This window comes from Rhodococcus sp. 1168 (genome assembly GCF_002091955.1).
Lineage (GTDB): Bacteria > Actinomycetota > Actinomycetes > Mycobacteriales > Mycobacteriaceae > Rhodococcoides.
In genome coordinates this window covers 355,628-379,045 of sequence record NZ_MKKY01000072.1, presented here as the reverse complement: position 1 = coordinate 379,045, position 23,418 = coordinate 355,628, and the positions used below count along the sequence as shown (strand labels likewise).

The following is a 23,418-nucleotide window of genomic DNA, read 5'->3' as shown; positions in this document are numbered from 1 at the left end:
GGTCTAGTCCAGAAGGACTGTGGTGAACGTGGCGACCTGCTCGAGGCCGATACGGCTGTACGCGCGGCGCGCGGGCCAATTGAAGCTGTTGACGTACAGGCTGGCGATACGACCGCTGCGCACCACCGAGTCGACGACGGTAGCTGTCCCCGCTGATCCGAGACCCTGCCCACGGTAGAGCGGGTGAACCCACACACCTTGAATCTGGCCGACCGATGCGGACTGCGATCCGACTTCGGCCTTGTAGATGACTTCTCCGTCCTCGAATCGCGCCCATGCTCTGCCAGCGGCGATGAGACTGGCGATCCGACGGCGATAACCCCTACCACCGTCGTTTGCCTGTGGATCGACACCGACTTCCTCGATGAACATGGCTACGGCGGCACTGAGGTAGACGTCGAGCTCGTCGGCGTGCACGAGTCTAACCAAAGGATCGGGAGGAAATACCGAATACGTCGATGTCGCCAACAGTGGTTGCTCGCTGCGCAACTCGCGCGGCGCACCCCAATCGGGTTCGAGCATGTCCCACAACGGCAACGTCAGTTCGGCGCGGCCGACAAGCGAAGAACACATCCGTGGACCACGACAAGCGCGGTCGGCGAACGAGCGGAGATCGTCGACCGAACCCAGGAGGGGAACGAGGTTGGCACCGTAGAAGCACAAGGATTCGTCCGGGCCACCTCGGCTCCACATCTCGCCGTGGAACGATCGCGGGTCGAGTCCCGAATCTTGCACTCGAGCCGCGATCATGCACGAGGCAACCGGGTCGGCGTCGAGGACACGGAGAACATGCGCCGTGTCCTTCCCGCTCAGCGGCTTCGCACCCAAGAGCTTGAGCACTTACGCCACCTCCTCGACACCAACACATCCACTGACATTGAAGTCCAGATTGCCAGACTTACGGGCGCAAGTGTGCCAATCAGCTGACCGTTACGACAGGGGTGCTTGCATCCGCACTCTCGTCAACTTCGTATTCCTCGGCGATACGCATTGCTTCCTCGATCAAGGTCTCCACGATCTGAGCTTCGGGAACCGTTTTGATGACCTTGCCCTTCACGAAGATCTGCCCTTTGCCGTTACCGGACGCGACACCGATATCCGCATCCCGGGCCTCACCGGGACCGTTCACCACGCACCCCATAACCGCAACACGAAGCGGGATTTCCATGCCTTCGAGCCCGGCGGTGACCTCGTCGGCGAGCTTGTACACGTCTACCTGAGCGCGGCCGCACGACGGGCAGGAGACGATCTCCAACTTGCGTGGGCGGAGGTTGAGCGACTGAAGAATTTGGTTGCCGACCTTGATTTCCTCGGCCGGTGGTGCAGAGAGCGACACACGAATCGTGTCGCCGATCCCACGAGAGAGCAGCGCTCCGAATGCGACTGCAGATTTGATGGTGCCCTGGAATGCAGGCCCGGCTTCTGTTACTCCCAGGTGCAGCGGATAGTCACACTGCGCCGCAAGTTGCTCGTAAGCAGCCACCATAACGACGGGATCGTTGTGCTTGACCGAAATCTTGATGTCGCCGAAGCCGTGCTCCTCGAACAGTCCGGCCTCCCACAGTGCCGATTCCACGAGCGCTTCGGGCGTGGCCTTGCCGTACTTGTCCATCATCCGCTTGTCCAGCGATCCGGCATTGACGCCGATCCGGATGGGGATGTTGGCCTCGCGGGCCGCCTTCGCGACCTCCTTGACACGCCCGTCGAATTCCTTGATATTGCCAGGATTCACCCGGACGGCCGCGCATCCGGCATCGATCGCCGCAAAGATGTACTTGGGCTGGAAGTGGATATCGGCGATGACCGGTATCTGACTCTTCCGGGCAATGATGGACAGCGCGTCGGCGTCCTCTTGTGTGGGGCATGCCACCCGCACGATGTCGCATCCCGAGGCCGTCAACTCTGCGATCTGCTGCAGGGTCGCGTTGATGTCGTGGGTCTTGGTGGTGGTCATCGACTGCACCGAGATCGGGTGGTCGCTGCCGACACCGACGGTGCCGACCTGCAGTTGACGAGTCTTACGTCGAGGAGCGAGTACGGGAACCGGCGGCGCCGGCATTCCCAATCCGACTGACACAGTCACTTCGTTGCCTTCTTCCCTAGCTATGAGCACGAGTGTAACTAGAACAATCGGATCGGGTTCACGATGTCCGCTGTGAGAGTGAGCAACATGTACGCACCACCGATCACTATCACCACATACGTGACGGGCATCAACTTCATGTAGTCGACGGGTCCGCCGTCCGGCAGACCACGACGCTGGCGGAAGAAATTGCGGATGCGCTCGTAGATGGTGACGGCCATGTGTCCGCCGTCGAGGGGAAGCAGCGGCAGCAGGTTGAAAATGCCGAGGAAGAAGTTCAGGCTCGCGAGCAGCAGTACGAATACCGGCCACAACGACCTTTCCACCAGTTGCCCGCCGATCACGCTGGCCCCGACGACGCTGATCGGTGTTTCCGGGTCTCTGGCCCCTCCGGTGACCGAGGTCCACAGGTCCGCGACCTTGCTCGGCATCTGCACCAGCCGGTGTGCAGTCTCGACGAACATGTCGCCGGTGAACGCGAACGATGCCGGTATCGCCGCGAGCGGGTTGTACTGGGTCGGATAGAAGTACGCCAGCTGAATGCCCACCGCGCCGACGGTTGTCGACTTGCGCCCGGTCTCGGTGCCGTCGCGTACCCAACGCTGGACCTGCTGGATTTGTACGGGGAAGGTCAGCTCACTCCCGTCACGATCCACCACGAAGTCTGCGGTTCCGGACAGCGGCTGCGTGGCCTCGACGACATCGGCGAAGTCTGCAGTCGGAGTGCCGTTCACCGAGACGATGACGTCCCCTTCACGGATACCCGCGGAATAGGCTGGACTGGGTCCACTGCATTCCGGGTAAGTGAGATTCTCGTTCTGTGTCGCTGTCACGCAGGGCATCTCACCCACCATCGCGTTGCTCGGCTGATTGAGATTCGGCAGTCCCCAACCAACAGCGAGAGTGAAGATGAGCAGGAACCCGAGAACGAAGTTCATCGCTATTCCGCCCAGCATGACGACGAGGCGCTTCCACGTTTTCTGCCGATACATCGCACGCTCGACCTCGTCGGGCGCGAGCTCATCGATCGCGGTCATACCCGCGATGTCGCAGAATCCGCCTGCCGGTATCGCTTTCAGGCCGTACTCCGTCTCACCCCGTCGAAAGGAAAAGATCTTCGGACCGAAGCCGACGAAGAAGCGTCGAACCTTCATGCCCGTGGCGCGGGCGGTCAACATGTGACCCGCCTCGTGCAGAGCAATGGACACCGTGATTCCCAGGGCGAACAGAATGACGCCGAATGCGAACACCATCTTCGTTTATACCTTCTGATTCAAAAGTGCACGGGCCTGACGACGAGCCCAGGAATCGGCTTCGAGTACCTCGTCCACGGTAGTCGGAGTGGCAGTCCATTCGCTGCTGCCTGCCCCGAGGACCTCCTCGACGGTGTCGACGATCCGTGGGAATGCGATACGGCCGGCAAGGAATGCCTCGGCGGCCACCTCGTTCGAGGCGTTGTACACCGCCGTCATGCAACCGCCGAGAATTCCCGCCTCGCGGGCCAGTTGGACAGCCGGAAACACTCGATCGTCGAGCGGTTCGAAATCCCAGAAGAACGCGGTCGTGAAATCGAGTGGACGGGCAGCGTTCGCGACCCGGCTCGGCCATCCCAATGCGAGCGCGATCGGCAGCCTCATATCGGGTGGACTGGCCTGCGCAATCGTCGATCCATCGAAGAAGGTGACCATCGAATGCACGATCGACTGCCGATGAACCGTGACATCGATCCGCTCGTACGGGATACCGAACAGCAGATGGGTCTCGATCAGTTCGAGCCCCTTGTTCACCATCGTCGCGGAGTTCAGCGTGTTCATCTGCCCCATCGACCAGGTCGGATGCGCCGCTGCCTGCTCGGGAGTGACGGATTTCAACTCCTCCGCCGACCAACCGCGGAACGGCCCACCCGACGCTGTCAACACCAGGCGCTCCACTTCCTCGGCTCGGCCACTTCGAAGACACTGTGCAAGAGCAGAATGTTCGGAGTCCACGGGCACGATCTGCCCGGGAGCAGCAGCCCTTAGGACGAGCTCCCCGCCCGCGACCAAGGATTCCTTGTTTGCAAGGGCCAGCGTTGCTCCGGATTTCAACGCCGCGAGTGTCGGCTCCAACCCACGCGAGCCGACCAAAGCGTTCAACACGACGTCGGCCTCGACCGACTCGACGAGTTCGGTGACGGCCCGATCACCGGTCAGGACGGTCGCCAGTTCCAATTCGGCACCCGCATTCGGGTCTGCGACCGCGACGGACGAGACACCGGTATCGCGGATCTGACGTCCGAGCAGGTCGATATTGCGACCGCCCGCAGCGAGCCCGACCACTTCGAACAATTCGGGATTGGCAGCGATCACTTCGAGGGCTTGAGTTCCGATGGAACCGGTGCTGCCCAGGAGCAACACCCGGACAGGACGCGATACTGGAGGTGTTCGATGCTCGGGCACTCGTTCATTGTTCCTGATCGAATCTGAGAGTGACCTGTGCGGCCGTCATCAGTGGCACGCTGGGCTCTCATGGAGCTCACCTATTCCGAGATCGGCGGCACCAAAGGCCAACTGCCCGCCGGCTACCACCACCTCGATCGTCGAGTGCACATCGGCACCGGACGCGATGCATTCGAAGCAGCAGCCGACGCGCTGGCGGGATGGCAGATGCACCGAAAGTCGGGACTCGGTGTCGACGCCTCGACTCCGACCGCCGAGGTGGACACCCTCGTCGTGCTGACGCTGGCTCGAATTCGGATTCCCTGCCGCGTCGTCTACCTCATCGACTCTCCCGATCGACGGGGGTTCGCGTACGGCACCTTGCCTGGGCACCCAGAGCAGGGCGAGGAGAGCTTCGCCGTCGAATTCGATCCGGCGACCGGCGCTGTCTTCGCCCACATCCGCGCGTTCTCACGACCCGGTCGCTGGTTCACTGCACTCGGCGGGCCTGTCGGAAGATGGGTCCAAAGACTCTTCACCGACAGGTACCTGGCCGCTTTGCGTGCTTACGCGGTGTGACTCGGCACCGTGGTCCGCTAGTTGCGCCCCTACTCGCTACTACTGCCGGTCGTATGCCAAACTGAGAGCGCACACGCATGCCGGACTGTCGGCTGCACCCTGACCCGAGAGGATCGACCGGTGGCACAAACCGAACTGGACCCCGCTTCGTACGACCCGGTCGAGTACACCCACGAGGACATAGCCGAAGTACCTTCGGCCGATTGGGGCTGGAGCGGTGAGTCGAACAAGGCGATGCGGATCGCTGCTATCGCCGTCGCGGTCTTCCTGCTGCTCATGATCCACGGAAACCATACGGGCGGAATCGAAGACCTGTACCTCATCGGCTTCGCCATTGCGCTCGTCGGCATCGTGGTTCGCGACATCATCGTCCGCCGGAAGCCTCGATAGCACACAGAACCGAAAGAACCCGATAGCTGCACTGAGCAGATATCGGGTTCTTTTTTTGCGCTGTTCGTCAGTTCTCAGCAGCGAGCTGACCGCAAGCGGCAGCGATTTCCTGACCGCGAGTATCACGAACGGTGCACGAAACGCCCTGTGCAATAACCCTTCTCACAAACTCACGTTCGACAGGCTTCGGGCTGGCGTCCCACTCACTTCCCGGGGTCGGGTTGAGCGGAATGAGGTTTACGTGCACTCTCGAACCGAGCGCTTTGTGCAACTTCTTACCCAGCAGGTCCGCGCGCCACGGCTGATCGTTCACATCTCTGATCATCGCGTACTCGATCGAAACTCGACGGCCTGTCTGATCTGCGTAGTATCTCGCCGCCGACAGAACCTCGGCCACCGACCACCTGTTGTTCACCGGCACCAAGGTGTCCCGCAACTCGTCGTCCGGAGTATGCAGCGATACTGCAAGCGTGACGGACAAGCCCTCGTCGGCGAGTTTGCGGATAGCAGGGGCCAAACCCACCGTCGATACGGTCACCGACCGCTGCGACAGTCCGAGTCCATCGGGCGCAGGCGAGACGATCTTGCGCACAGCGGAGACGACACGCTTGTAGTTGGCCAAAGGCTCACCCATGCCCATGAACACAACGTTCGACAGGCGCCCCTCGCCTCCTGGCACGACGCCGTCGCGTAGATCCGCTGCCGCCGATCGAACCTGGTCGACGATCTCGGCAGTGGAAAGGTTGCGATCCAGTCCACCCTGCCCGGTGGCGCAGAATGGACAGGCCATCCCGCAGCCGGCCTGACTCGAGATGCACAAGGTCGCCCGATCCGGGTACCGCATCAGAACGCTTTCCAGCAGCGTGCCGTCATTGGCCTTCCACAGCGTCTTACGGGTGTCGCCGTCGTCACACGACAAGTGCTTGATTGCCGTGAGCAGTGGCGGAAACAGGTCCGCTCCGACCTTTTCCCGGATCGCTTCAGGAAGGTCGGTCATTTTGGTCGTATCCGCTTCGAGCCTGCCGTAGTAGTGGCGTGCAAGTTGGTCGGCACGAAAAGCAGGAAGCCCCAGATCCTTGACTGCCGATTTCAGTCCCTCGCGATCCAGGTCGGCGAGATGTCGTGACGGCATCCCGCGACGGCGATCCGCGAACACCAACGGCAGTGTCGGCCTCGTCCGCGGGCGGGCGCTCTCGGCTGTGGATTCGTCGGCGGTCATAGCAGAATCACTCATAATAAATCCAGTGTCCCACTACTGGGCACTTCTCTCCTATTCAGCGCGCAATTTCCAGCCCCACGGCGGGGGGTAGCCGAACGGCGTCGGTCTGCTCCGAATCTTCCCTCGCGGTGGCTTTGAGAATCGCTCTTATAAGAGGGGTTCGCATCCTCCAGGTCAGGCGTAGCGCCAAACGCAAGTAAACTAACCCGCGGTGAACAGAATGCACGGAAGATGGCAACGCCGTACTGAATCGGTAATGTCGGTCGTGCCCGATCTCACCACAAGGAGCCCGACGTGACCACTTTCATGGAGACCCCAGTGACATTTGGCGTAGCACCGGAGCGAGCACGCTCATGGTTGCTGGTACCCGCTACCCAGCCCGAAGCATTCACGACCGCAGCCGCATCGGAAGTGGACGCGGTAATCCTCGACATCGAGGACGCTGTGGCACCGCATGCCAAGCCTGCGGCACGCGACGCCGTCGTCGCGTGGCTCGAAGCGGGTAACTCGGCATGGGTCCGCATCAACGATGCGACCACGCCCTACTGGGCCGACGACCTCGAAGCGCTCTCCGGCCTTCGCGGCCTGGCAGGCATCATGCTCGCGAAAACCGAGAGCGGCGGCCAGGTCGATGCCACAGCGGCACGAGTGACAGCTGGGACACGCATTCTCGCTCTGGTCGAATCCGCAGTCGGCCTCGAGGCGACACCGGAGATCGCTCGCGCAGACTCGACCTTCCGGTTGGCTTTCGGCAGCGGCGACTTCCGTCGCGACACCGGGATGAGCGACGAACCACTCGCCATGGCTTACCCACGCTCACGGCTGGTGGTGTCGAGTCGCGCTGCACGTCTTCCCGGACCCATCGACGGCCCCACGCTGACCGCCAACGACAGCATCCTGGCACGCGATTCGGCCCTGACCGTCTCGATGGGCATGACCGGAAAACTGTGTATGCACGCGGAACAGGCGCCCGTCGTCAACCGCGTACTCGCTCCAGCCCCAGTCGACGTCAACTGGGCCGACGAGGTCATCGACACGCTGGGCATCGATGGCGTGCACGTGAAGGACGGCAGCGACCTGCCACGCCTTGCCAAGGCTCTCAAAATTCGCGAAGCGGCAGGAATTTTCGGTATCACGGCCGAGAACAACCCCGCCTAGATTCGTTCGAGCCCCACTGGCTTGCGTCGCGAGTGAACTCGATATCGCACATCGACACCCAGGCCGGGGATGCTCCGTGCAGCCCTGGCCGCTGTGCGCGCAGTGAATTCGATACCCAGTACCTCAACCAGGGTCGCTCGATCAGCGAACTCCCAGCGAGTATCGACCCGGGTCAGATCGAATCCCTGGGCCGCGAAGAACGATTCGACGGCCGCACAGTCGTATTTCGGTAGGTCCGCTCGCATCCAGTCACCGTACGGCGATGCCCCGACGTCGAGGTCCACCACGACGAGCGTTCCACCAGGCCGGAGCACACGCATGGCCTCCGACACGCCGGGGCCGCATCCGGGCCCGAAGAAATACGCTGTCCGCGCGTGCACGATATCGGCCGAGGCATCGTCGAGTGGGAGCGCCTCGGCACTGCCCGACACGACTTCCACATTCTGCAACCCGACAACTCTGGCCCGCGCCGCATCCACTAGTGGGTCATGCGGCTCGACGCCCACGACTCGGTGAGCATGGGAGGCAAACAGCGGCAAATGGTAACCGGTGCCACATCCCACATCGACTATGGTCCGGCCGTCCCAGGGCGCGATCCTCTGCAGTTCTGCAGGTATACGCCCGTCGATATCCTGTGCACGATTTTCCGACTCGTAGACCTCGGGCCAATGCCAGATGTTGGGACTCGGAATCGAGCGAAACGGCGGCGACATCATCGGTATGACATAGATGGGTCGGTACGTCAGAGAAGGACTGTGAAGATCAACCAAGCGACGAACGCCGACGGCAGGAGCGAGTCGAGGCGATCCATGATGCCGCCGTGGCCCGGCAACAAGGTCCCCATGTCCTTTATCCGCAGATCCCGCTTCACCTGAGATTCGATGAGATCACCCAACGTCCCGGTCACGACCAGAACCACGCCGAGCAGAACACCGATCATGGAGTTTGCATCGAGAATGAGGGTGACAGTGAGCAGGCTGCCGATGACACAGAAAAGGAGCGACCCAGCAAGCCCCTCCCAGGACTTCTTCGGACTGATCGCAGGTGCCATCGGGTGCTTGCCGAACAAGACCCCCGCCACGTAGCCCCCGACATCCGAGCACACGACCGCGATGACAAACACCAGAATGCGACCTGCACCGTCATCCTGCAGAACTATCAGTACTGCGAAAGATGCCAGCAGGGGCAGCCAACACGCCACCAGGATGGTGACCGCAAGTTCGCGTAGATAGTTCTTCGGCGCCGAACCGAGGCCCTGCTGCAACAGAAGCCAGACCATGCACACCAACACAGTGCCCGCGGTAGCGCTCAGCACGCCGGCAGTTCCCCACGGCCAGCCGAGCCAGATTATGGCCTGACCGCCCACGATCAACGGAATCCGTGGGACGAGCACTCCGGCTTCACGAAGACGCCTGGCCACCTCATAGGTAGCGATAGCGAGCGCAACGCCGACAACGCCGATCCAGACCAACGGCGCGAACACCAAGATCAATATCAGCGATATGCCCAACCCGCCGCCCACCGCAATCGCGGCGGGCAGATTACGACCCGCTTTGCCCGTCGCCTTCGGCACCGGTTCCCCTATCGATTTCGGCACCGACTCCCCAGGCGTCGAGGGGTCGGGTACGGCAGAGCCCAGTGGCCGTTCCGATCCCACCACGACGCCATCTCCTTGCTTCATCATCTATGTCCGACTCTTCCCACAGAATCAGACTTCCATCAAGTCCGCTTCTTTACGCTTGACCAATTCGTCGATCGAGACGGTGTACTTCGAGGTGGTCTTGTCGAGCTCGTTTTCGGCCCGCAGGACCTCGTCTTCACCCGCCTCGCCATCTTTCTGAATACGCTTGAGCTCTTCCATCGTCTTTCGACGCACATTGCGGATCGATACTTTGGCGTCTTCGCCCTTGCCCTTGGCCTGCTTGACGAACTCGCGGCGCCGCTCTTCGGTCAGCTGCGGAATGCTGATACGAATCAGGTTGCCGTCGTTCGTCGGGTTCACACCGAGATCGGAGTTGCGTATCGCAGTCTCGATCGGCCCGAGCTGCGCAGGCTCGTACGGCTTGATCACTACCATCCGGGCCTCGGGGACACTGATACTCGCCAGCTGGGTGATAGGTGTCGGGGAACCGTAGTACTCGATCACAATGCGGTTGAACATGCCCGGATTCGCCCTGCCGGTTCGGATGGACGAGAGGTCGTCGCGAGCAACGGTGACCGCCTTCTCCATCCTTTCCTCGGCGTCGAAAAGCGCTTCGTCTATCACGGCTTGACCTCCATCGTCTTTGCTGATGATCCAGCATGTTCGAGTACGTGATCGGAAACGATCACGTTGTGACCAGTGTTCCGATCTTCTCACCAGCGACAGCGCGGGCGATATTCCCCTGGATGAGCAGGTTGAACACCATGATCGGCATCTGATTGTCCATGCAGAGACTGAAGGCGGTGGCGTCGGCCACCTGTAGGCCCTTTTCGATGACCTCACGATGTGTGATCGATTCGAACATCGTTGCGTCCGGGTCGAGCCTCGGGTCAGCCGAATAGACGCCGTCGACGGCCTTCGCCATCAACAACACCTCGGCCCCGATCTCGAGAGCACGCTGCGCGGCCGTCGTGTCGGTCGAAAAATACGGCATACCCATTCCCGCGCCGAAGATGACGACTCGGCCCTTCTCCAGATGGCGACGCGCGCGAAGCGGCAGGTAAGGCTCGGCGACCTGCCCCATCGTTATCGCGGTCTGCACACGGGTGGCCACACCCTGCTTCTCCAGAAAGTCCTGCAAGGCAAGACAATTCATCACAGTTCCGAGCATGCCCATGTAGTCGGAGCGGGAACGGTCCATCCCCCGCTGCTGCAATTCGGCACCCCGAAAAAAGTTGCCTCCGCCGATGACGACAGCGACCTGAACTCCGGTGGCTACGACCTCGGCAATCTGCTCGGCAACGTTGGTTACGACATCAGGGTCGAGACCTACTTGGCCTCCTCCGAACATCTCTCCACCCAGTTTGAGCATTACTCGCTTGAATCCGGGCCTGTCGGTGGCGGGATCGGTCATAACTCTCCTCGGTTCTCGCCGGTCGATTGCGCACGGTGAATCAAGGGCACTCCAAAGGCACCCACTACCCATATCCTGCCCTATCGAAGCCGCCACGGACTAAACCACCCAGCTCACGCTACGCATCGAGTCGTGGCAGCAAACGAAAAGTTGCCGTCCGCTCGACCGGAGTCGAACGAACGGCAACCTCAGAAAATCTGCTCCGTAACTGCGATCAGCTTGCGCCGACCTCGAACCGTGCGAAGCGCGTGATTTTTACGCCGGCCTCGTCGAGGATCGCCTTCACGGACTTCTTGGAATCCTGAACCGACGACTGCTCGGTGAGCACGACATCCTTGAAGAATCCGTTGACACGGCCTTCGATGATCTTCGGGAGTGCCTGTTCCGGCTTACCCTCTTCGCGAGCGGTCTCCTCGGCGATACGACGCTCGGAAGCGACGATGTCCTCAGGAACCTCGTCACGCGTGACGTACTTGGCCTTGAGCGCGGCAACCTGCATCGCAGCACCGCGAGCAGCCTCGGCAGCAGCCTCGCCCTCACCTGTGTATTCGACGAGTACGCCGACAGCCGGCGGCAGGTCCGCGCTGCGCTTGTGCAGGTAGATCGCAACCGGGCCGTCGAACGAGGCGACTCGACGGAGTTCGAGCTTCTCGCCGATCTTGGCCGACAGCTCGCCCAGAGCCGCGTCCACGGTCTTTCCGTCGAGGTCCAGTGCCTTCAGAGCCTCGACGTCTGCAGGCTTGCCTTCAGCGGCAACAGCAGCGACCGAGTTCGCGAATGTCTGGAACTCTTCGTTCTTGGCCACGAAGTCGGTTTCGGAGTTGATCTCGAGTAGCACGCCGCCCGCGGCGACCACGAGACCTTCGGCGGTGGACCGCTCGGCACGCTTGCCGACGTCCTTGGCGCCCTTGATGCGTAGTTGCTCCACGGCCTTGTCGAAGTCTCCCTCGGCCTCGGCTAGAGCGTTCTTGCAGTCCATCATTCCGGAGCCGGTGAGCTCACGGAGCCGCTTGACGTCAGCGGCGGTGTAGTTCGCCATGTTGAGCGAGCCTCCTCGAATGCTGTGGGTGGGCAGAGCTAAAAGTCCTCGGATACCGCTGAAAAGGTCCCGATAGGCGTAGGTCACGCCTATCGGGACCCCCTCGATCAAGCCTGTGTTGCTGGTGCTTCTGCGGCAGGCGCGTCAGCGGCGGGTGCTTCAGCGGCAAGCGCTTCAGCTTCAGCAGCGGGTGCCTCTGCTGCAGCTTCCTGCGTCTCAGCTGCAGCGGGCGATGCCTGTGCAAGCTGCTCGAGCTCCCACTCTGCGAGTGGCTCGCCTGCGCCGACCTCGGGCTTCGCGTCGGTAGCGGTGTTGAGACCCGCGCGAGCCTGGACGCCCTCGGCCACTGCAGATGCAACGACCTTGGTCAGCAGTGCTGCGGAGCGGATTGCATCATCGTTGCCCGGGATCGGGTAGTCGACGACGTCAGGGTCGCAGTTGGTGTCCAGGATCGCGATGACCGGGATCTTCAGCTTGCGAGCCTCGCCGACGGCGATGTGCTCTTTGTTGGTGTCGACGATCCAGATGGCCGAAGGAACCTTGGCCATGTCACGGATTCCGCCGAGGGTGCGATCCAGCTTGGTCATCTCACGCGTCAGCATGAGGATTTCCTTCTTGGTGCGTCCCTCGAAGCCACCGGTCTGCTCCATTGCCTCGAGCTCCTTGAGGCGGATGAGACGCTTGTGGACCGTCTGGAAGTTGGTGAGCATGCCACCGAGCCAGCGCTGATTCACGTAGGGCATTCCCACGCGAGTTGCCTCAGCGGCGATGGACTCCTGTGCCTGCTTCTTGGTGCCGACGAACAGAACCGTGCCACCGTGGGCGACGGTCTCCTTGACGAACTCGTAGGCCTGATCGATGAAGGTCAGAGTCTGCTGCAAGTCGATGATGTAAATGCCGTTGCGGTCGGTGAAGATGAAACGCTTCATCTTCGGGTTCCAGCGACGGGTCTGATGTCCGAAGTGTGTGCCGCTGTCGAGCAGCTGCCTCATAGTTACTACAGCCATGGCTGAATAACTCGCTTTCATTTGCCGGTTGACGCAGAGTGTCGTTCGACCTCTGCCCTGGCGACCGCTGGTTGCCGAACCCACTCGAAAAAAGTGGGACCGCCGACAACCGGGTATGTGACTTCCATTATCGAAATGGCTGCCTCAAGACGCGGACGCGCGAAGTCGACCCGTGCGGACACAGGTCGCTCCGACAGTGTACGACCTGAAAGGCGCAGCTCATAACCAGGACGGAGGTCAAGGGGTGCGGAGATGTGTGGACAAAACTTCTGTTCATCCACAGGAGTGGACAACCGCGCCCTGAAGAATTGCCCGGACATGCATTCTGATCACCATGAAAGCCCTGGCAGCAGCCCTCGTGGCTGCCCTGATCTCTGCCGCCGGCGGCCTGGCCGAGGGGTCCCTGGCCGGAGCTTCTCCTCAGACTGCTTCGCAGGCATTTCACTGGCCGTTGTCGCCGCGACCGACAGTGGTCACCGTTTTCGACCCTCCCGAGCATGACTGGCTTCCGGGTCATCGCGGCGTCGACCTGGCCGGGAGCTCCAGTCAGGCAGTTCGCGCAGCAGGGCCTGGCACAGTCGTGTTCGCGGGCCGAGTGGCAGGAAAACCCGTGGTCTCGATCGACCACCCAGGCGGACTTCGCACCACCTATGAACCGGTGACCGCTTCGGTCCACGCCGGAATGCGGGTCAGGGCCTCAGAAGTTGTCGGCACGCTCGAACCGGGTCATCCCAGCTGTACAGATACGTGTCTGCACTGGGGTGTGCGACGAGGCCGGGAGTATCTCGACCCGTTGGCGCTGGTCCACTTCACACCGATTCGACTCAAACCTCTTCACGCGAAGTAGCTCGAACAAGGTTCGACCACAACCGATTTCGACTGAGCCTACGAATCGAGTGATAAATCTGCGTGAGCCGGGCGCACCCGACTCAACGCCAACTCGGGCCCGAATGCCGTCCGGATGCTGCCGGAAAGTCATCTGCCACCATTGCCGCAAGCTCGACGAACGCGGAACGCGTCTGCGGGCGAAGAAGGTCCAGATCGACCACGGCACCCTCGGCCAAATGCTCGTCGAACGGCACGACGAGCACTGCGCGGCACCGTTCCAAGAAATGCTGAGTCAGCAGATTCATGTCGACAGCAGACGAACCGGGCCGAACCGAACTGATCACGACCACCGTGCGCTCGACCAGGTGCCCATAGCCGTGCAGCTGAAGCCAATCGAGCGTGGCCGCTGCGCTCCGCGCGCCATCGACAGCGGGCGAGGAGACGAGCACGAGTGCGTTTGCCAGTTGCAGCACGCCGTTCATCGCCGAGTGCATGATGCCCGTGCCGCAATCGGTCAAGATCAAGTTGTAGTAGACCTGGAGCATATCGATGACGGAACGATAGTCCTCTTCTCCGAACATCTCCGATGCGGCAGGATCACGTTCTCCAGCAAGAACTTCCAATCGACTCGGTGCCTGAGAGGTATGCGCACGAATGTCGGAATAGCGTCGAACATTGGGGGCATCCGCCAGCAGGTCGCGCACCGTCGACGACGTCTGACGCGGGACCCGCTCACCCAGGGTTCCGAAATCCGGATTCGCGTCTACCGCGATGACGCAGTCACCGCGCAACGACGCGAAGGTCGAACCGAGGCCCAAGGTCGTCGTCGTTTTGCCGACACCACCTTTGAGCGAAAGAAACGCGATGCGATAGTCACCCAGAACCGGTTGCCTGATGCGCTCCACTTGGTTGCGGTAGCGCTCTTCCGCAGTCGATTCGCCTGGATTGATCACCCCACCGGTAAGTCGATGTACTCCCTTGCGCCAGCCCGACGAGGACGTGCGTCGCGGACGCTTCAGAAGGGTGTCAGGAGCAAGATCCTGGCTGGTCGGCTGGTACTGCGCTCCGAACGGCTGATTCGGTCCCGGTGTTGCACCGGAGGCCGGCTCGCCTGGCGGATAACCACTGGGGGTTCGACTATCGGAGGTTCGACCGCTGGCGGGCCGCACCTGCTGAGAACGGGCGGCAGAGGGACCCGACCACGGTGGGGTCCAGTCGTCGCCGCGATCATTGCGAGCAGAGTCGGGAACTGCTTGCGAGGGTGGTGCGTAGCGCGGTGGCGGCTGACGATCGGCGGTCCGACTCGATTGCCACGGGGGTACCTGCCGGTCACCCGTCGAGGGTTCGCCGCTGCTCGAACCCGAGTCACCGGACGATGCCTGCGTCCACACCGGCTCGATCGGTGAAGAGTTCGATCGAAAAGGATGACCAGAACTCGCCTGGGCACGGATCGACCACACGGCGCCAGCGCCTAGTGGTTGTTCGCGGTCCACGGTCCCCCCGTATCCGGATTTCGACTTCAGCTTTGGACTCCACCGCAGTTTTCGAACTGAGCTGCAGTTACGCAACACAATACTTTGCGTACGGTTTGTTTCGCCACGACGCTACCAAACTCGCCAGTAGCGGGCGTGACTCATGCTCGCGGATGCGCTTGGTCGTGTACCGCCCGCAATCGCTCGACCGACACGTGAGTGTAGATCTGAGTGGTTGCGAGGGAAGCATGCCCGAGCAACTCCTGCACCACCCGAAGGTCTGCACCACCCTCGAGAAGGTGGGTGGCCGCGGAGTGCCGCAACCCATGTGGACCTATGTCGGGCGCACCGGGCACCGCCGACACGACTTCGTGCACAGCCGTCCGGGCCTGACGTTGATCTATACGGGCACCCCTGCGCCCCAGCAGCAACGCGCGTCCCGAACGAGCGTTCATCAGCGCCGGACGCCCGTGCAACGACCAAGCCTCGAGGGCCTGGGCCGCTGGAACTCCATACGGTGCCGAACGTTCTTTGTCGCCCTTTCCGATCACGCGGACCACTCGTCGATCGGTATCGATGTCGTCGAGATCGAGTCCGCACAGCTCTCCGACTCGGATTCCGGTGGCGTACAACATTTCCACTATCAGACGATCTCGTAGTGCAAGTGGATCCAGCTCTGCCGCCCCTGATTGGGCCTGGGTGAGCGCCTCGGCGGCTTGACTCTGCTTGAGAACCGAGGGCAGCGAGCGCCGCACCGCCGGTGTTGCCAACCGCAGCGCTGGATCGCTCGCCATGCGGGCACTACGAGTGAGCCACGCCGTGAAAGCACGAGCCGAAGACGTGCGTCTGGCCATCGACGTTCGGGCGGATCCGTGCCGAGCCTGATCCGCCAGCCAGGACCGCAGTACCCGCAAATCGAGGTCGGCCAACGTTGCCGACGCGTCACGTCGGATGAGATGACGGAGCAAGGACTCTGCATCGGCCACATATGCGCGCACGGTGTTGACCGATCGGTTGCGTCCGATTTCGAGATGCTCGGCGTACTCCTCGAGGTGAACGCGCAGCGTCGGTGGGAGCTCGTTTTCGGCCATTCACACAGCCTTACCGCTGCACTGTCAGGGAGCAACCAGCCGCGCCGGACGCTCCATCTCGTGCATCTGTCGAGACAAGACGTTCTTCGCTCGCGGTCACGCTTCGGCCTCGGCCAACTCACGCTTCCAGACGCGGAAAGTTTCCTCGGTGCGCCCCCGTCTCCAGTAGCCGGAGATCGAGGCCCACTCGGCAGGAACATTGCGTTCCTTACGCACGTAGCCACGAAGGTTGTGCATGACAGCATGCGCTTCGCCGTGAATGAATACCTGGGCCTGGCCCGGTAGCCATTCGGTGTTTCGAACGGCCTCGATCAGCGGTGAGTTGTCCCCGGCCTTGTCGTCACCGATCTCACCGGAACCGGCCCCGCGATGGATCCACGTGACGTCCACGAGCGCAAGCGTCTCCATGTAGATCTCGTCCTTACGGTCCGACACCTCGACGAACACTTTTGCGATCGCGTCTTCCGGCAATGCCTCGACCGCAGCGGAGATGGCGGGGATAGCAGATTCGTCGCCGGCGAAGAGATGCCAATCCGCCTCTGGCGCCGGCTTGTACGCGCCGTTGGGGCCATAGAGGCCGATGCGGTCGCCTGCCTTCGCGTTGGCCGCCCAAGGTCCGGCAATGCCCTCGTCACCGTGGACGACGAAGTCGATCGCAATCTCGCGAGCGTCGACATCGACGGAGCGCACCGTGTAGGTGCGCTTGACTTCCTCGTCCTCCGAGCCGAATGCGAGCTTCACGTACGAGTCGGTGAAGTCGACGGGTTGGAAGTCCTCGAATCCTGGATCGCCGAGGTACACCCGTTGCATGTGCGGTGTCAGTGATTCCGTGCGGAGGACGGTCAGGACGATCTTGCGTCGTGCCACTTTTCAGCCTTTCCGAGCTGTCGACATAGTTTTGCTGACTTGAAGTGTAAGTGTTACCTAACACGCTACCGTTCCCGGCGGTTCTACAGCTTGTTCACGTGCGAACCACCCGGGACCACCCGGTCTCGTCACTGGCTACGAACCCATCCAGTTCCAACAGAGGCAATATCGATCGAACAGTAGCCAGAGGCAACGACGACACATCTGAAAGCTCACGCGGGGACAGCGTTCCGGACGCGGGCAGCGCCTCGTACACCAACAACGCCGACTCGGACAGTGCGTCGATCTCGCGAAACATCGAGGGTCTCCCCTCGTCGGTCTCCCCCGCCATCCCGGCTTCGGCGACCACATCGTGGGCATCGGCAACCAAACGCGCTTCGCCTTCACGAATCATTCGGTGGCACCCCTTCGATGCCGCCGACGTCACCGGACCAGGAACTGCAAGTACCGGGCGTCCAAGTTTGCGAGCCCACCCGGCGGTGTTGCGGGCACCGCTGCGCCAACCGGCCTCGACTATGACCACAGCCGACCCGAGGCCCGCGACCAATCGATTACGCGCGAGAAAGCGATGTTTGGCCGGCGTCGTACCGGGGGCGTATTCACTGATGACGGCCCCCGTCTGGGCGATTCGGTGAAGCAAGCGGGAATGCCCAGAGGGATACGCGCGGTCGACTCCACACGCGAGCACCGCCACCGTCGAACCGCCCACGCCCAATGCTGCCCGGTGGGCGGCCGCATCGATCCCAAATGTTCTATCGCATGTCTGCACTGTTTCTCAAATACCCTGCAATTAAGCCTTATCCGCAGGTGGAACCACGTTCAGAAGCTCAGCTTACATGCAACAGGCCATAAGTCGCCCCGAAGGCATCGTCTAACCGCAGGGAGGGCCAGTCGCAGGCTGACGTGTTGGAACATGCCACCGCAGCTCCTGCCGTGTCCATTGTGCTGGAGAGGGCCACCGCCGACATCTCCGCGACATCCCAAACCGCCGCTAACTGGTCAAAATGACTGCGAAGCAGGGTAATTGGCTTCCAAAAGGCGAGGTCCTGAAACTCGGATCCGACGGCAGTGATGGAATCCATTTCCCCGCAGACAATTTCCCGCAGCGTCTTGCCCTAGTCAAGTCAAGGGCGACGGTTCCGAATTCCGCCACAGTGATCAATGTCGGCAACTGCGCGAAAGCTTTTCGGCCCACATCGATGTGGTCGTCGGCAGTGCTAGGATCGGCATTGTCGGGCCAGAACTCGACGCTGCGACAGGTTCGCCAGTTCCGTCGCCCCCGTGGTCGACGAACGCGAGCAGGGGGTGATATCTCGAATCCTCGTTTGTAAGTAGAGGCGCAGCTGATTCCTTCTCTGAATGTGCCCGCACTTTCCCGAACACGGCGCTGCGTTCGCGCCCGGTTGCGATGTCGGCGAAGCAGTCTCCACCGAACGCCAACGCCGTCGCCAGATCGAGTACGATTTTCCCGGGGTCGAACTGCGCCAAGGGTTTCCGCCAATACGCCAGACTCGTCGACAACGCGGACGCCAGCCCTGTGGCCTCTGCTGTCCGCAGTAACGTGAGGGCTCCGGTGTGCGACACGACACCGGTTCCGGTGGCGTCGACGGACAGGGCGGCGAACGACGACGTTGACTAACTCACCGGAACGGTGCTCCCTGCACTCGCTGGATTGGTACATTCCCACGTTCAATTTTCCCAGTTCAGGGCGACGTGTTGCCCTCGCCACAACCCCCTCTGCCGAGGTGAGCGTGGCCGCGTGGCGCAACACCTGGTTGCTGCGCGGCGCTAAAGTCCTGCGGCTGTGAGCGCCCTGACCAGTCTGGCACCGGCCTGGATCCGGTCGCTCGTGTCGACCCGCCCACCCGGACGAAGCTCTTGTGGAATGGCGAGTTTGAGCTGCGCGTCGATGCCGAACTCGGCGCACACGGCGTCGAAGCGCTCATGAAACTCTTCGCGCTCGGGCCGTTTCAGCACCCACCCATCGGGCGCGCAGCGCACTGCGGTACCGCTGCGTGCGAGATCCAGCCAGCGGTCGTTTTCGATGTGCCCGCCGGTGAACACTGGGCCGGCCGCGCCGTCGAGCAGCGCGGCGTCGCCCAAGTCTGCTTCCCTGGCGAGAGCGGCGAGGTACGGGTCCCGGTAGCGTCCGTTCATCTGAGTCTTCTCGAGCATGCACACCCGGTATCCCATATTGCCGCCGACACTTGCGTAGATCCCGGACGCACCTTCGCGCATCGAGCTGTACCGCACCAGGTAGTACCGCCAGTCAAAGTGCCCGGTCGCTTGTGTGGAATTGACGTAGTGGTCCCGCATCTGCCAAAGGGAGGCGCGGAGCACCGTGCCGTCGGCGACAGCGTCCAAAACCTTGCCGAGAGCGTCGGCGGTTGGCAGTAGATGCGCGCGTGAGGTCCCTGTGAGGAGGGTCCGCCATGGCTCCGAGTTGGACGGGGAACCGAATTGCAGGTCGCGGTCATTGCGGCGGCGGCGCGGGTAGTTGCCAGCCGCAAGCAGGGCCGAGGTTAGGTCGCTCCAGGCGTCGGATGTGGCCATCAGAGATTCGAACGCTGTAGCGCGCTGCGCGAAATTGGAGGCGTCTAGGTGGAATGCCTGCAGCGAGCCGCGGAGCAGTGCGTGGTCTTCGAGCTTGAATAGAATCGGCTCTAGATCGGGATGCGCCATCAGGAACGCCGACTTCGCTTGCTCATCGTCGGCCTGCGCCTTGTTAAAGCCGTTGATCTCGCTGAGCGAACCGTCTCGGATAATGCGCTCAACGTCGGCGAGGAGTGCGGGGAGCCGGTGAGGACGGAGCTCGCTCTCCGAGGCCTCGATTAGGTTGCGCAGCAACCTCAGCCGGCGCGGGAGGTGCCCCGACGGATCGGCACGGTCAAGTAACACCGCGTACAGGAGCAGCGTCTGGCGGTAGGTGAACCGCGTGCTGCCGTAGCTCCGGCAGCACGCACCAAACAGGTCGGTGCCAGTCTCGGTCCCGAACAAAAGGAGCCGGTCGGGTTGACGGGCGAGATCGGCCCGGTTTGTCGCGAAGAGCCGCTCGAACTCGTTGGCGATGTCGGCACCGCTCCACGTGTCGAAAGCATGGAACAAGAATTCAAGGCTTCTGTCGGCCTGCGGTCCGTCTGTTCCGAACAGCGGCAAGGCGCGCGTCTCGAGCCGTGCACTGCCGGGCAGCTGGCCGGCGCGCCACTGGCTGATGTCGGTGATGAACGCGAAGTAGCGCAGGAACTTGTCATCGATAATGTCGTCGTCACCGCGCAAGCGCCACATGATGTCCGACCACGGGCCGTCGATCCGGTGATCGAACTCGGTCGACCTGTCCCCGGACCACGCGATCGAGCGTTCGAAGCGGGCCTTGAAGTTCTCGAACGGTGTCAGGGGTTTGCCGCGCGAGTTCATCTTGATGTAAAGGTCTTCGCCCGAGCCCATATCGTCGATCGGCAGGAGCTGAAACGAGATTGCCGGGGCATCGGTGTCGACGAGGCGTTGCCATGCGCTGTGCGGGTCGCAGCCGTTGAACCGGCCGTGGATCGCGGCGATCATCACAAGCATCGCTTGGATCGTCGGGTCGTTTCTCCAGACGTACAAGTACCAGGGCTGGTCGACGATCCACGCTGCGGGGTCTGGCTCGTCGGACGGCGGCTTCGCGGTTGCGAGCTGCTCACAAAACAGCCGCGCCGTCGGTCTGGTTGCGTAGGAGAAACGCATCCATGCGTGCTGGTTGTCGAGCTGCCCTGCACGATAGGCGAGGTACCAGTGAAGCAGAAAAAGCGTCGTTAGGCGCTGCTGGCCGTCGAGCGGCCGCAAGGTCCCATCTTCGACGTCGCCATAGACGAAGTCGAGGCCGACGTCGTTACCGCCGATGAGGGCTTCGTGTAAGACGTCGAGAAAACGCTCGCGAATGTCGGACGCGCGCGCGTCGGTGCGCCCTTGGGCATAGTCACGCTGGATGAGCGGGATCTCGATGCTTGTCACCACCGGGGCGTCTGTCGCGCTCGGCGCGAACAGCCCGGCGTAAGAGGTGAGGAAGCCGGACATCAGATCCTTCCCTCGTCGAGTAGGTAAGCACCGACGTGCTGTCGCATCGCGGCCAGGTAGCCGTCTCGGTCATGCTGGCCCCAGTAGTGGATCTGCTGGCCTTCCGCGTCGGTGTAGTACTTCAGGAAGACGTTGCGCGTACAGACCGGAATGTACGAACCGATACGGTCCCGATCGAGGATGTTGCGGCGTTTCACCTCAAAAACGGAGTTGCTGAGCGCGCTGTTGTCGTCGCTCGCCAGCAGCGCGAGGTTGGCGATCGCGTCGACGTCTCCGCTGTCGCCTTGGAGACTGAAGAGGGTGGTGAGCTCCTGCTCCAACGGCGCGAAGGTCTCCGCGGAGATATCGCCGATAGCGGCGTCGATACGCGCGGTCAATGCGGTGCGGGCTTCTTGAGAAATCGTCGGCAGCCCCGCGAGCGCGTCGCGGTGAAGACGAAGCCACTCCTGCCATTGCGCAGCGCGATTCAGCTGCTCGGCGTTCTGCGCATGGATGTGCTCAATGCTCCATCGCCGCGCCGCGTGCTCTTGGAAGGAGAACCGCTCGGCTGACAGCTTCATGCTTCGCACGGTCTCGACGTTCATCAACAGCAGCACATCGGCCGTCTTCCTGTTTCCGTACCGAAGTTCCGCGAGGTCTGACCCTTTGAGGGAAAGATAGTCGCGGATCCACGCGTCGAGGCGGGACTCGAACTCGCGCTTCGTGCAGTCCTCTGACAGGGAGACGAGCTCGCCGAACGCGCGCCCCCGCGAGATCAGGTATCCGATCTTGTGGAACAGGTCGCGGTTGTCGTACCAGCCCATCACCAGGGAGTGCAGCGCCACGACCTTGTTCCACGTGTCTTGCGCCGCGTCCTCGATCAGCGGCCGAAGCGTTTCGAACGTGTGGAACAGCGGGCGGTGCTTTCCCTTTGGCCACACCGCGAGGGTGTCGAGCAAGAGCGTGATGTGAGTTGCCTCTTGGCTGGGCCGCCCTGTGACGAACGCCCACAGCTCCGGGACGCGAAGATCCCTTTCGATGGTGTCCCACTGGGCCGCGATCTCGCGCTCGCGCCTCAGTTCGCTGGCGCGTGTGAGCAGGAGCGCCTTGACGAGTTCGGCGTCCGTGAGGGGGATCCTCCCGACATTGAGCCGCGTGAACAACGTTGTCGACTCGACCTCTGCAGGTGCCGCGTACCAAATGACGTACACGGACTCGGACAGATACTTGTAGAAGTTGATCGCGGCGAGAGTCGGGTTGTCACGGCTCTCGAACCACTCTCGGATGCACCTGACCGCCTTGAAAACGTGGAAGAAGTCGATGTTGTCCTGGCTCTGCTCAGGGGTGGGGTCCTGTAGGTAGCCGGCGCTCCCCGGCCGGGTCTCGTACTCCAGCGAGTACCTCGGGTGCGCGGTCGGCAGGTGCTCGCGGATGTACCGAAGGATTAACAACAGAGTCGTCAGGCGCTGCTGGCCGTCGATAAGCTCCCATTTGCCGTCGTCGCGGCGTTTCGCGACGACAGGCTGCAGGAAATACTTTCGCCCGGAACTCTCGCTGATGTCGTTGAGAAGTCTGGTGACCTCGTCGCCTCCCCATCGGTAACCCCGTTGGTAGGCCGGCACCAGGAAGTTGCCGACGATATCGCCCACGAGTACCGGCCGTAAGTCGGTACTCGTGTCGCCCTCCACGGCATGAGGGTATCGGGAGGCAACGGGATTCGACCCGACGGGGTTGCCGACGGCCGCCTATCGTGGCGTGGCGAGGCGGATGAGGCGGCTTGACTGCGCCGACTCGAAGCTACTGCCCTGATGTCTTCGTGCTCCGCGACTCGCTTAGTGTGCGCCGGTACGAGCTGAGGGGGTCAATCCCGTCGCATATCTGTTCTTGGATGTGAACTAGGGCGTTCATGAAGTAATAGCCGTCCTTATTCGGCACGGTGCAGTCTGGAAAACTTATCGAGGTGGAACGACAGTTCCGAGTATCCCGAGGAGGAATCCTGAGCCCAAAATCGCGGGGACCTCAAGTCCATCCTTCTGTGGACCGGCCAGCGTGCTAAGCGGCGACGCCAACCCTCTCCGCCGCCCTGGCGCGATGCGCCTCGACCCGTTCGGCCGGGGACGCGTGGATTTTGGGTCGGCCTGACTTGGGGATGGCTAGCCTGAGGTCATGAGCGACCACCA

General features: G+C 62.1%; 20 protein-coding genes and 2 pseudogenes. 4 read left to right on the top strand and 18 right to left on the bottom strand.

The window, feature by feature from the left end:
- Nucleotides 1-3: 3 nt before the first annotated feature.
- From BJI47_RS15915 to dxr, 4 genes are all read right to left on the bottom strand, one after another.
- The gene (locus tag BJI47_RS15915; protein ID WP_088944575.1) at nucleotides 4-840 is read right to left on the bottom strand and encodes a GNAT family N-acetyltransferase; all 837 of its coding nucleotides are present in this window, start codon (nucleotides 838-840) and stop codon (nucleotides 4-6) included.
- A gap of 79 nt (nucleotides 841-919) precedes the next feature.
- Complete coding sequence (gene ispG, locus BJI47_RS15910) at nucleotides 920-2,059, bottom strand: flavodoxin-dependent (E)-4-hydroxy-3-methylbut-2-enyl-diphosphate synthase (RefSeq protein ID WP_088944692.1); 1,140 nt, start codon at nucleotides 2,057-2,059, stop codon at nucleotides 920-922.
- Nucleotides 2,060-2,121: 62 nt separating this feature from the next.
- Nucleotides 2,122-3,336: an RIP metalloprotease gene (locus tag BJI47_RS15905; protein ID WP_088944574.1), complete on the bottom strand. Its 1,215-nt coding sequence runs from the start codon at nucleotides 3,334-3,336 to the stop codon at nucleotides 2,122-2,124.
- Between the two features lie 6 nt (nucleotides 3,337-3,342).
- Nucleotides 3,343-4,521 carry a 1-deoxy-D-xylulose-5-phosphate reductoisomerase gene (dxr, locus tag BJI47_RS15900; RefSeq protein ID WP_368655897.1) on the bottom strand — a complete coding sequence of 393 codons (1,179 nt, stop codon included), beginning with the start codon at nucleotides 4,519-4,521 and terminating at the stop codon, nucleotides 3,343-3,345.
- A gap of 69 nt (nucleotides 4,522-4,590) precedes the next feature.
- Between dxr and BJI47_RS15895 the strand changes: the two genes are divergently transcribed.
- Complete coding sequence (locus BJI47_RS15895; protein ID WP_088944691.1) at nucleotides 4,591-5,079, top strand: DUF1990 family protein; 489 nt, start codon at nucleotides 4,591-4,593, stop codon at nucleotides 5,077-5,079.
- 120 nt (nucleotides 5,080-5,199) lie between these two features.
- The gene (locus BJI47_RS15890) at nucleotides 5,200-5,469 is read left to right on the top strand and encodes a DUF2631 domain-containing protein (protein ID WP_084348612.1); all 270 of its coding nucleotides are present in this window, start codon (nucleotides 5,200-5,202) and stop codon (nucleotides 5,467-5,469) included.
- Nucleotides 5,470-5,536: 67 nt separating this feature from the next.
- On the opposite strand, the gene rlmN is transcribed toward BJI47_RS15890, so the two are convergent.
- Nucleotides 5,537-6,688, bottom strand: a complete 1,152-nt coding sequence (gene rlmN / locus BJI47_RS15885) for a 23S rRNA (adenine(2503)-C(2))-methyltransferase RlmN (protein ID WP_084348611.1) — start codon at nucleotides 6,686-6,688, stop codon at nucleotides 5,537-5,539.
- Nucleotides 6,689-6,994: 306 nt separating this feature from the next.
- Here rlmN and BJI47_RS15880 point away from each other — a divergent pair, with 306 nt between their 5' ends.
- Nucleotides 6,995-7,846: a CoA ester lyase gene (locus BJI47_RS15880; protein ID WP_088944572.1), complete on the top strand. Its 852-nt coding sequence runs from the start codon at nucleotides 6,995-6,997 to the stop codon at nucleotides 7,844-7,846.
- Here BJI47_RS15880 and BJI47_RS15875 read toward each other — a convergent pair.
- The 6 genes from BJI47_RS15875 to rpsB form a co-directional block, all read right to left on the bottom strand.
- On the bottom strand, nucleotides 7,843-8,559 hold the full coding sequence (locus BJI47_RS15875; protein WP_088944690.1) for a class I SAM-dependent methyltransferase: 717 nt from the start codon (nucleotides 8,557-8,559) through the stop codon (nucleotides 7,843-7,845). The genes BJI47_RS15880 and BJI47_RS15875 overlap by 4 nt on opposite strands.
- Before the next feature lie 29 nt (nucleotides 8,560-8,588).
- On the bottom strand, nucleotides 8,589-9,530 hold the full coding sequence (locus BJI47_RS15870; RefSeq protein WP_088944571.1) for a phosphatidate cytidylyltransferase: 942 nt from the start codon (nucleotides 9,528-9,530) through the stop codon (nucleotides 8,589-8,591).
- Nucleotides 9,531-9,554: 24 nt separating this feature from the next.
- Nucleotides 9,555-10,112, bottom strand: a complete 558-nt coding sequence (gene frr, locus BJI47_RS15865; RefSeq protein WP_088944570.1) for a ribosome recycling factor — start codon at nucleotides 10,110-10,112, stop codon at nucleotides 9,555-9,557.
- Between the two features lie 61 nt (nucleotides 10,113-10,173).
- Nucleotides 10,174-10,902 (bottom strand): UMP kinase, encoded by a 729-nt coding sequence (gene pyrH / locus BJI47_RS15860; protein ID WP_088944569.1) that lies wholly within the window; start codon nucleotides 10,900-10,902, stop codon nucleotides 10,174-10,176.
- 214 nt (nucleotides 10,903-11,116) lie between these two features.
- A complete protein-coding gene (gene tsf, locus BJI47_RS15855; RefSeq protein WP_088944568.1) occupies nucleotides 11,117-11,941 on the bottom strand; it encodes a translation elongation factor Ts in 825 nt (274 codons plus the stop codon).
- A 107-nt stretch (nucleotides 11,942-12,048) separates the two neighbouring features.
- Nucleotides 12,049-12,948 carry a 30S ribosomal protein S2 gene (rpsB, locus tag BJI47_RS15850; RefSeq protein WP_088944689.1) on the bottom strand — a complete coding sequence of 300 codons (900 nt, stop codon included), beginning with the start codon at nucleotides 12,946-12,948 and terminating at the stop codon, nucleotides 12,049-12,051.
- 334 nt (nucleotides 12,949-13,282) lie between these two features.
- Here rpsB and BJI47_RS15845 point away from each other — a divergent pair, with 334 nt between their 5' ends.
- Nucleotides 13,283-13,795 carry a M23 family metallopeptidase gene (locus BJI47_RS15845; protein ID WP_088944567.1) on the top strand — a complete coding sequence of 171 codons (513 nt, stop codon included), beginning with the start codon at nucleotides 13,283-13,285 and terminating at the stop codon, nucleotides 13,793-13,795.
- Between the two features lie 82 nt (nucleotides 13,796-13,877).
- On the opposite strand, the gene BJI47_RS15840 is transcribed toward BJI47_RS15845, so the two are convergent.
- From BJI47_RS15840 to BJI47_RS15810, 7 genes and pseudogenes are all read right to left on the bottom strand, one after another.
- The gene (locus BJI47_RS15840) at nucleotides 13,878-15,269 is read right to left on the bottom strand and encodes a MinD/ParA family protein (RefSeq protein ID WP_088944566.1); all 1,392 of its coding nucleotides are present in this window, start codon (nucleotides 15,267-15,269) and stop codon (nucleotides 13,878-13,880) included.
- Between the two features lie 140 nt (nucleotides 15,270-15,409).
- The gene (locus tag BJI47_RS15835; protein ID WP_088944565.1) at nucleotides 15,410-16,339 is read right to left on the bottom strand and encodes a tyrosine recombinase XerC; all 930 of its coding nucleotides are present in this window, start codon (nucleotides 16,337-16,339) and stop codon (nucleotides 15,410-15,412) included.
- Nucleotides 16,340-16,435: 96 nt separating this feature from the next.
- Nucleotides 16,436-17,206: a siderophore-interacting protein gene (locus BJI47_RS15830; RefSeq protein WP_088944564.1), complete on the bottom strand. Its 771-nt coding sequence runs from the start codon at nucleotides 17,204-17,206 to the stop codon at nucleotides 16,436-16,438.
- A gap of 94 nt (nucleotides 17,207-17,300) precedes the next feature.
- Nucleotides 17,301-17,954: pseudogene (locus BJI47_RS15825) on the bottom strand (DNA-processing protein DprA); the annotation flags it as partial.
- A gap of 417 nt (nucleotides 17,955-18,371) precedes the next feature.
- A pseudogene (locus BJI47_RS15820) lies at nucleotides 18,372-18,820 on the bottom strand (IS1380 family transposase); the annotation flags it as partial.
- Nucleotides 18,821-18,994: 174 nt separating this feature from the next.
- Nucleotides 18,995-21,259 carry a DUF262 domain-containing protein gene (locus BJI47_RS15815; RefSeq protein WP_088944562.1) on the bottom strand — a complete coding sequence of 755 codons (2,265 nt, stop codon included), beginning with the start codon at nucleotides 21,257-21,259 and terminating at the stop codon, nucleotides 18,995-18,997.
- Nucleotides 21,259-22,926 (bottom strand): DUF262 domain-containing protein, encoded by a 1,668-nt coding sequence (locus tag BJI47_RS15810; RefSeq protein ID WP_088944561.1) that lies wholly within the window; start codon nucleotides 22,924-22,926, stop codon nucleotides 21,259-21,261. Before BJI47_RS15810 ends, BJI47_RS15815 begins: the two co-directional genes overlap by 1 nt.
- Between the last annotated feature and the right edge of the window lie 492 nt (nucleotides 22,927-23,418).

Bases quoted from the DNA above. Each gene is read 5' to 3' on its own strand.
- ispG (WP_088944692.1), bottom strand. From the start codon at position 2,059: ATGCCGGCGCCGCCGGTTCCCGTACTCGCTCCTCGACGTAAGACTCGT.
- BJI47_RS15905 (WP_088944574.1), bottom strand. From the start codon at position 3,336: ATGGTGTTCGCATTCGGCGTCATTCTGTTCGCCCTGGGAATCACGGTG.
- BJI47_RS15895 (WP_088944691.1), top strand. From the start codon at position 4,591: ATGGAGCTCACCTATTCCGAGATCGGCGGCACCAAAGGCCAACTGCCC.
- rlmN (WP_084348611.1), bottom strand. From the start codon at position 6,688: ATGACCGCCGACGAATCCACAGCCGAGAGCGCCCGCCCGCGGACGAGG.
- BJI47_RS15880 (WP_088944572.1), top strand. From the start codon at position 6,995: ATGGAGACCCCAGTGACATTTGGCGTAGCACCGGAGCGAGCACGCTCA.
- BJI47_RS15875 (WP_088944690.1), bottom strand. From the start codon at position 8,559: ATGTCGCCGCCGTTTCGCTCGATTCCGAGTCCCAACATCTGGCATTGG.
- BJI47_RS15870 (WP_088944571.1), bottom strand. From the start codon at position 9,530: ATGATGAAGCAAGGAGATGGCGTCGTGGTGGGATCGGAACGGCCACTG.
- pyrH (WP_088944569.1), bottom strand. From the start codon at position 10,902: ATGACCGATCCCGCCACCGACAGGCCCGGATTCAAGCGAGTAATGCTC.
- tsf (WP_088944568.1), bottom strand. From the start codon at position 11,941: ATGGCGAACTACACCGCCGCTGACGTCAAGCGGCTCCGTGAGCTCACC.
- rpsB (WP_088944689.1), bottom strand. From the start codon at position 12,948: ATGGCTGTAGTAACTATGAGGCAGCTGCTCGACAGCGGCACACACTTC.
- BJI47_RS15845 (WP_088944567.1), top strand. From the start codon at position 13,283: ATGAAAGCCCTGGCAGCAGCCCTCGTGGCTGCCCTGATCTCTGCCGCC.
- BJI47_RS15835 (WP_088944565.1), bottom strand. From the start codon at position 16,339: ATGGCCGAAAACGAGCTCCCACCGACGCTGCGCGTTCACCTCGAGGAG.
- BJI47_RS15815 (WP_088944562.1), bottom strand. From the start codon at position 21,259: ATGTCCGGCTTCCTCACCTCTTACGCCGGGCTGTTCGCGCCGAGCGCG.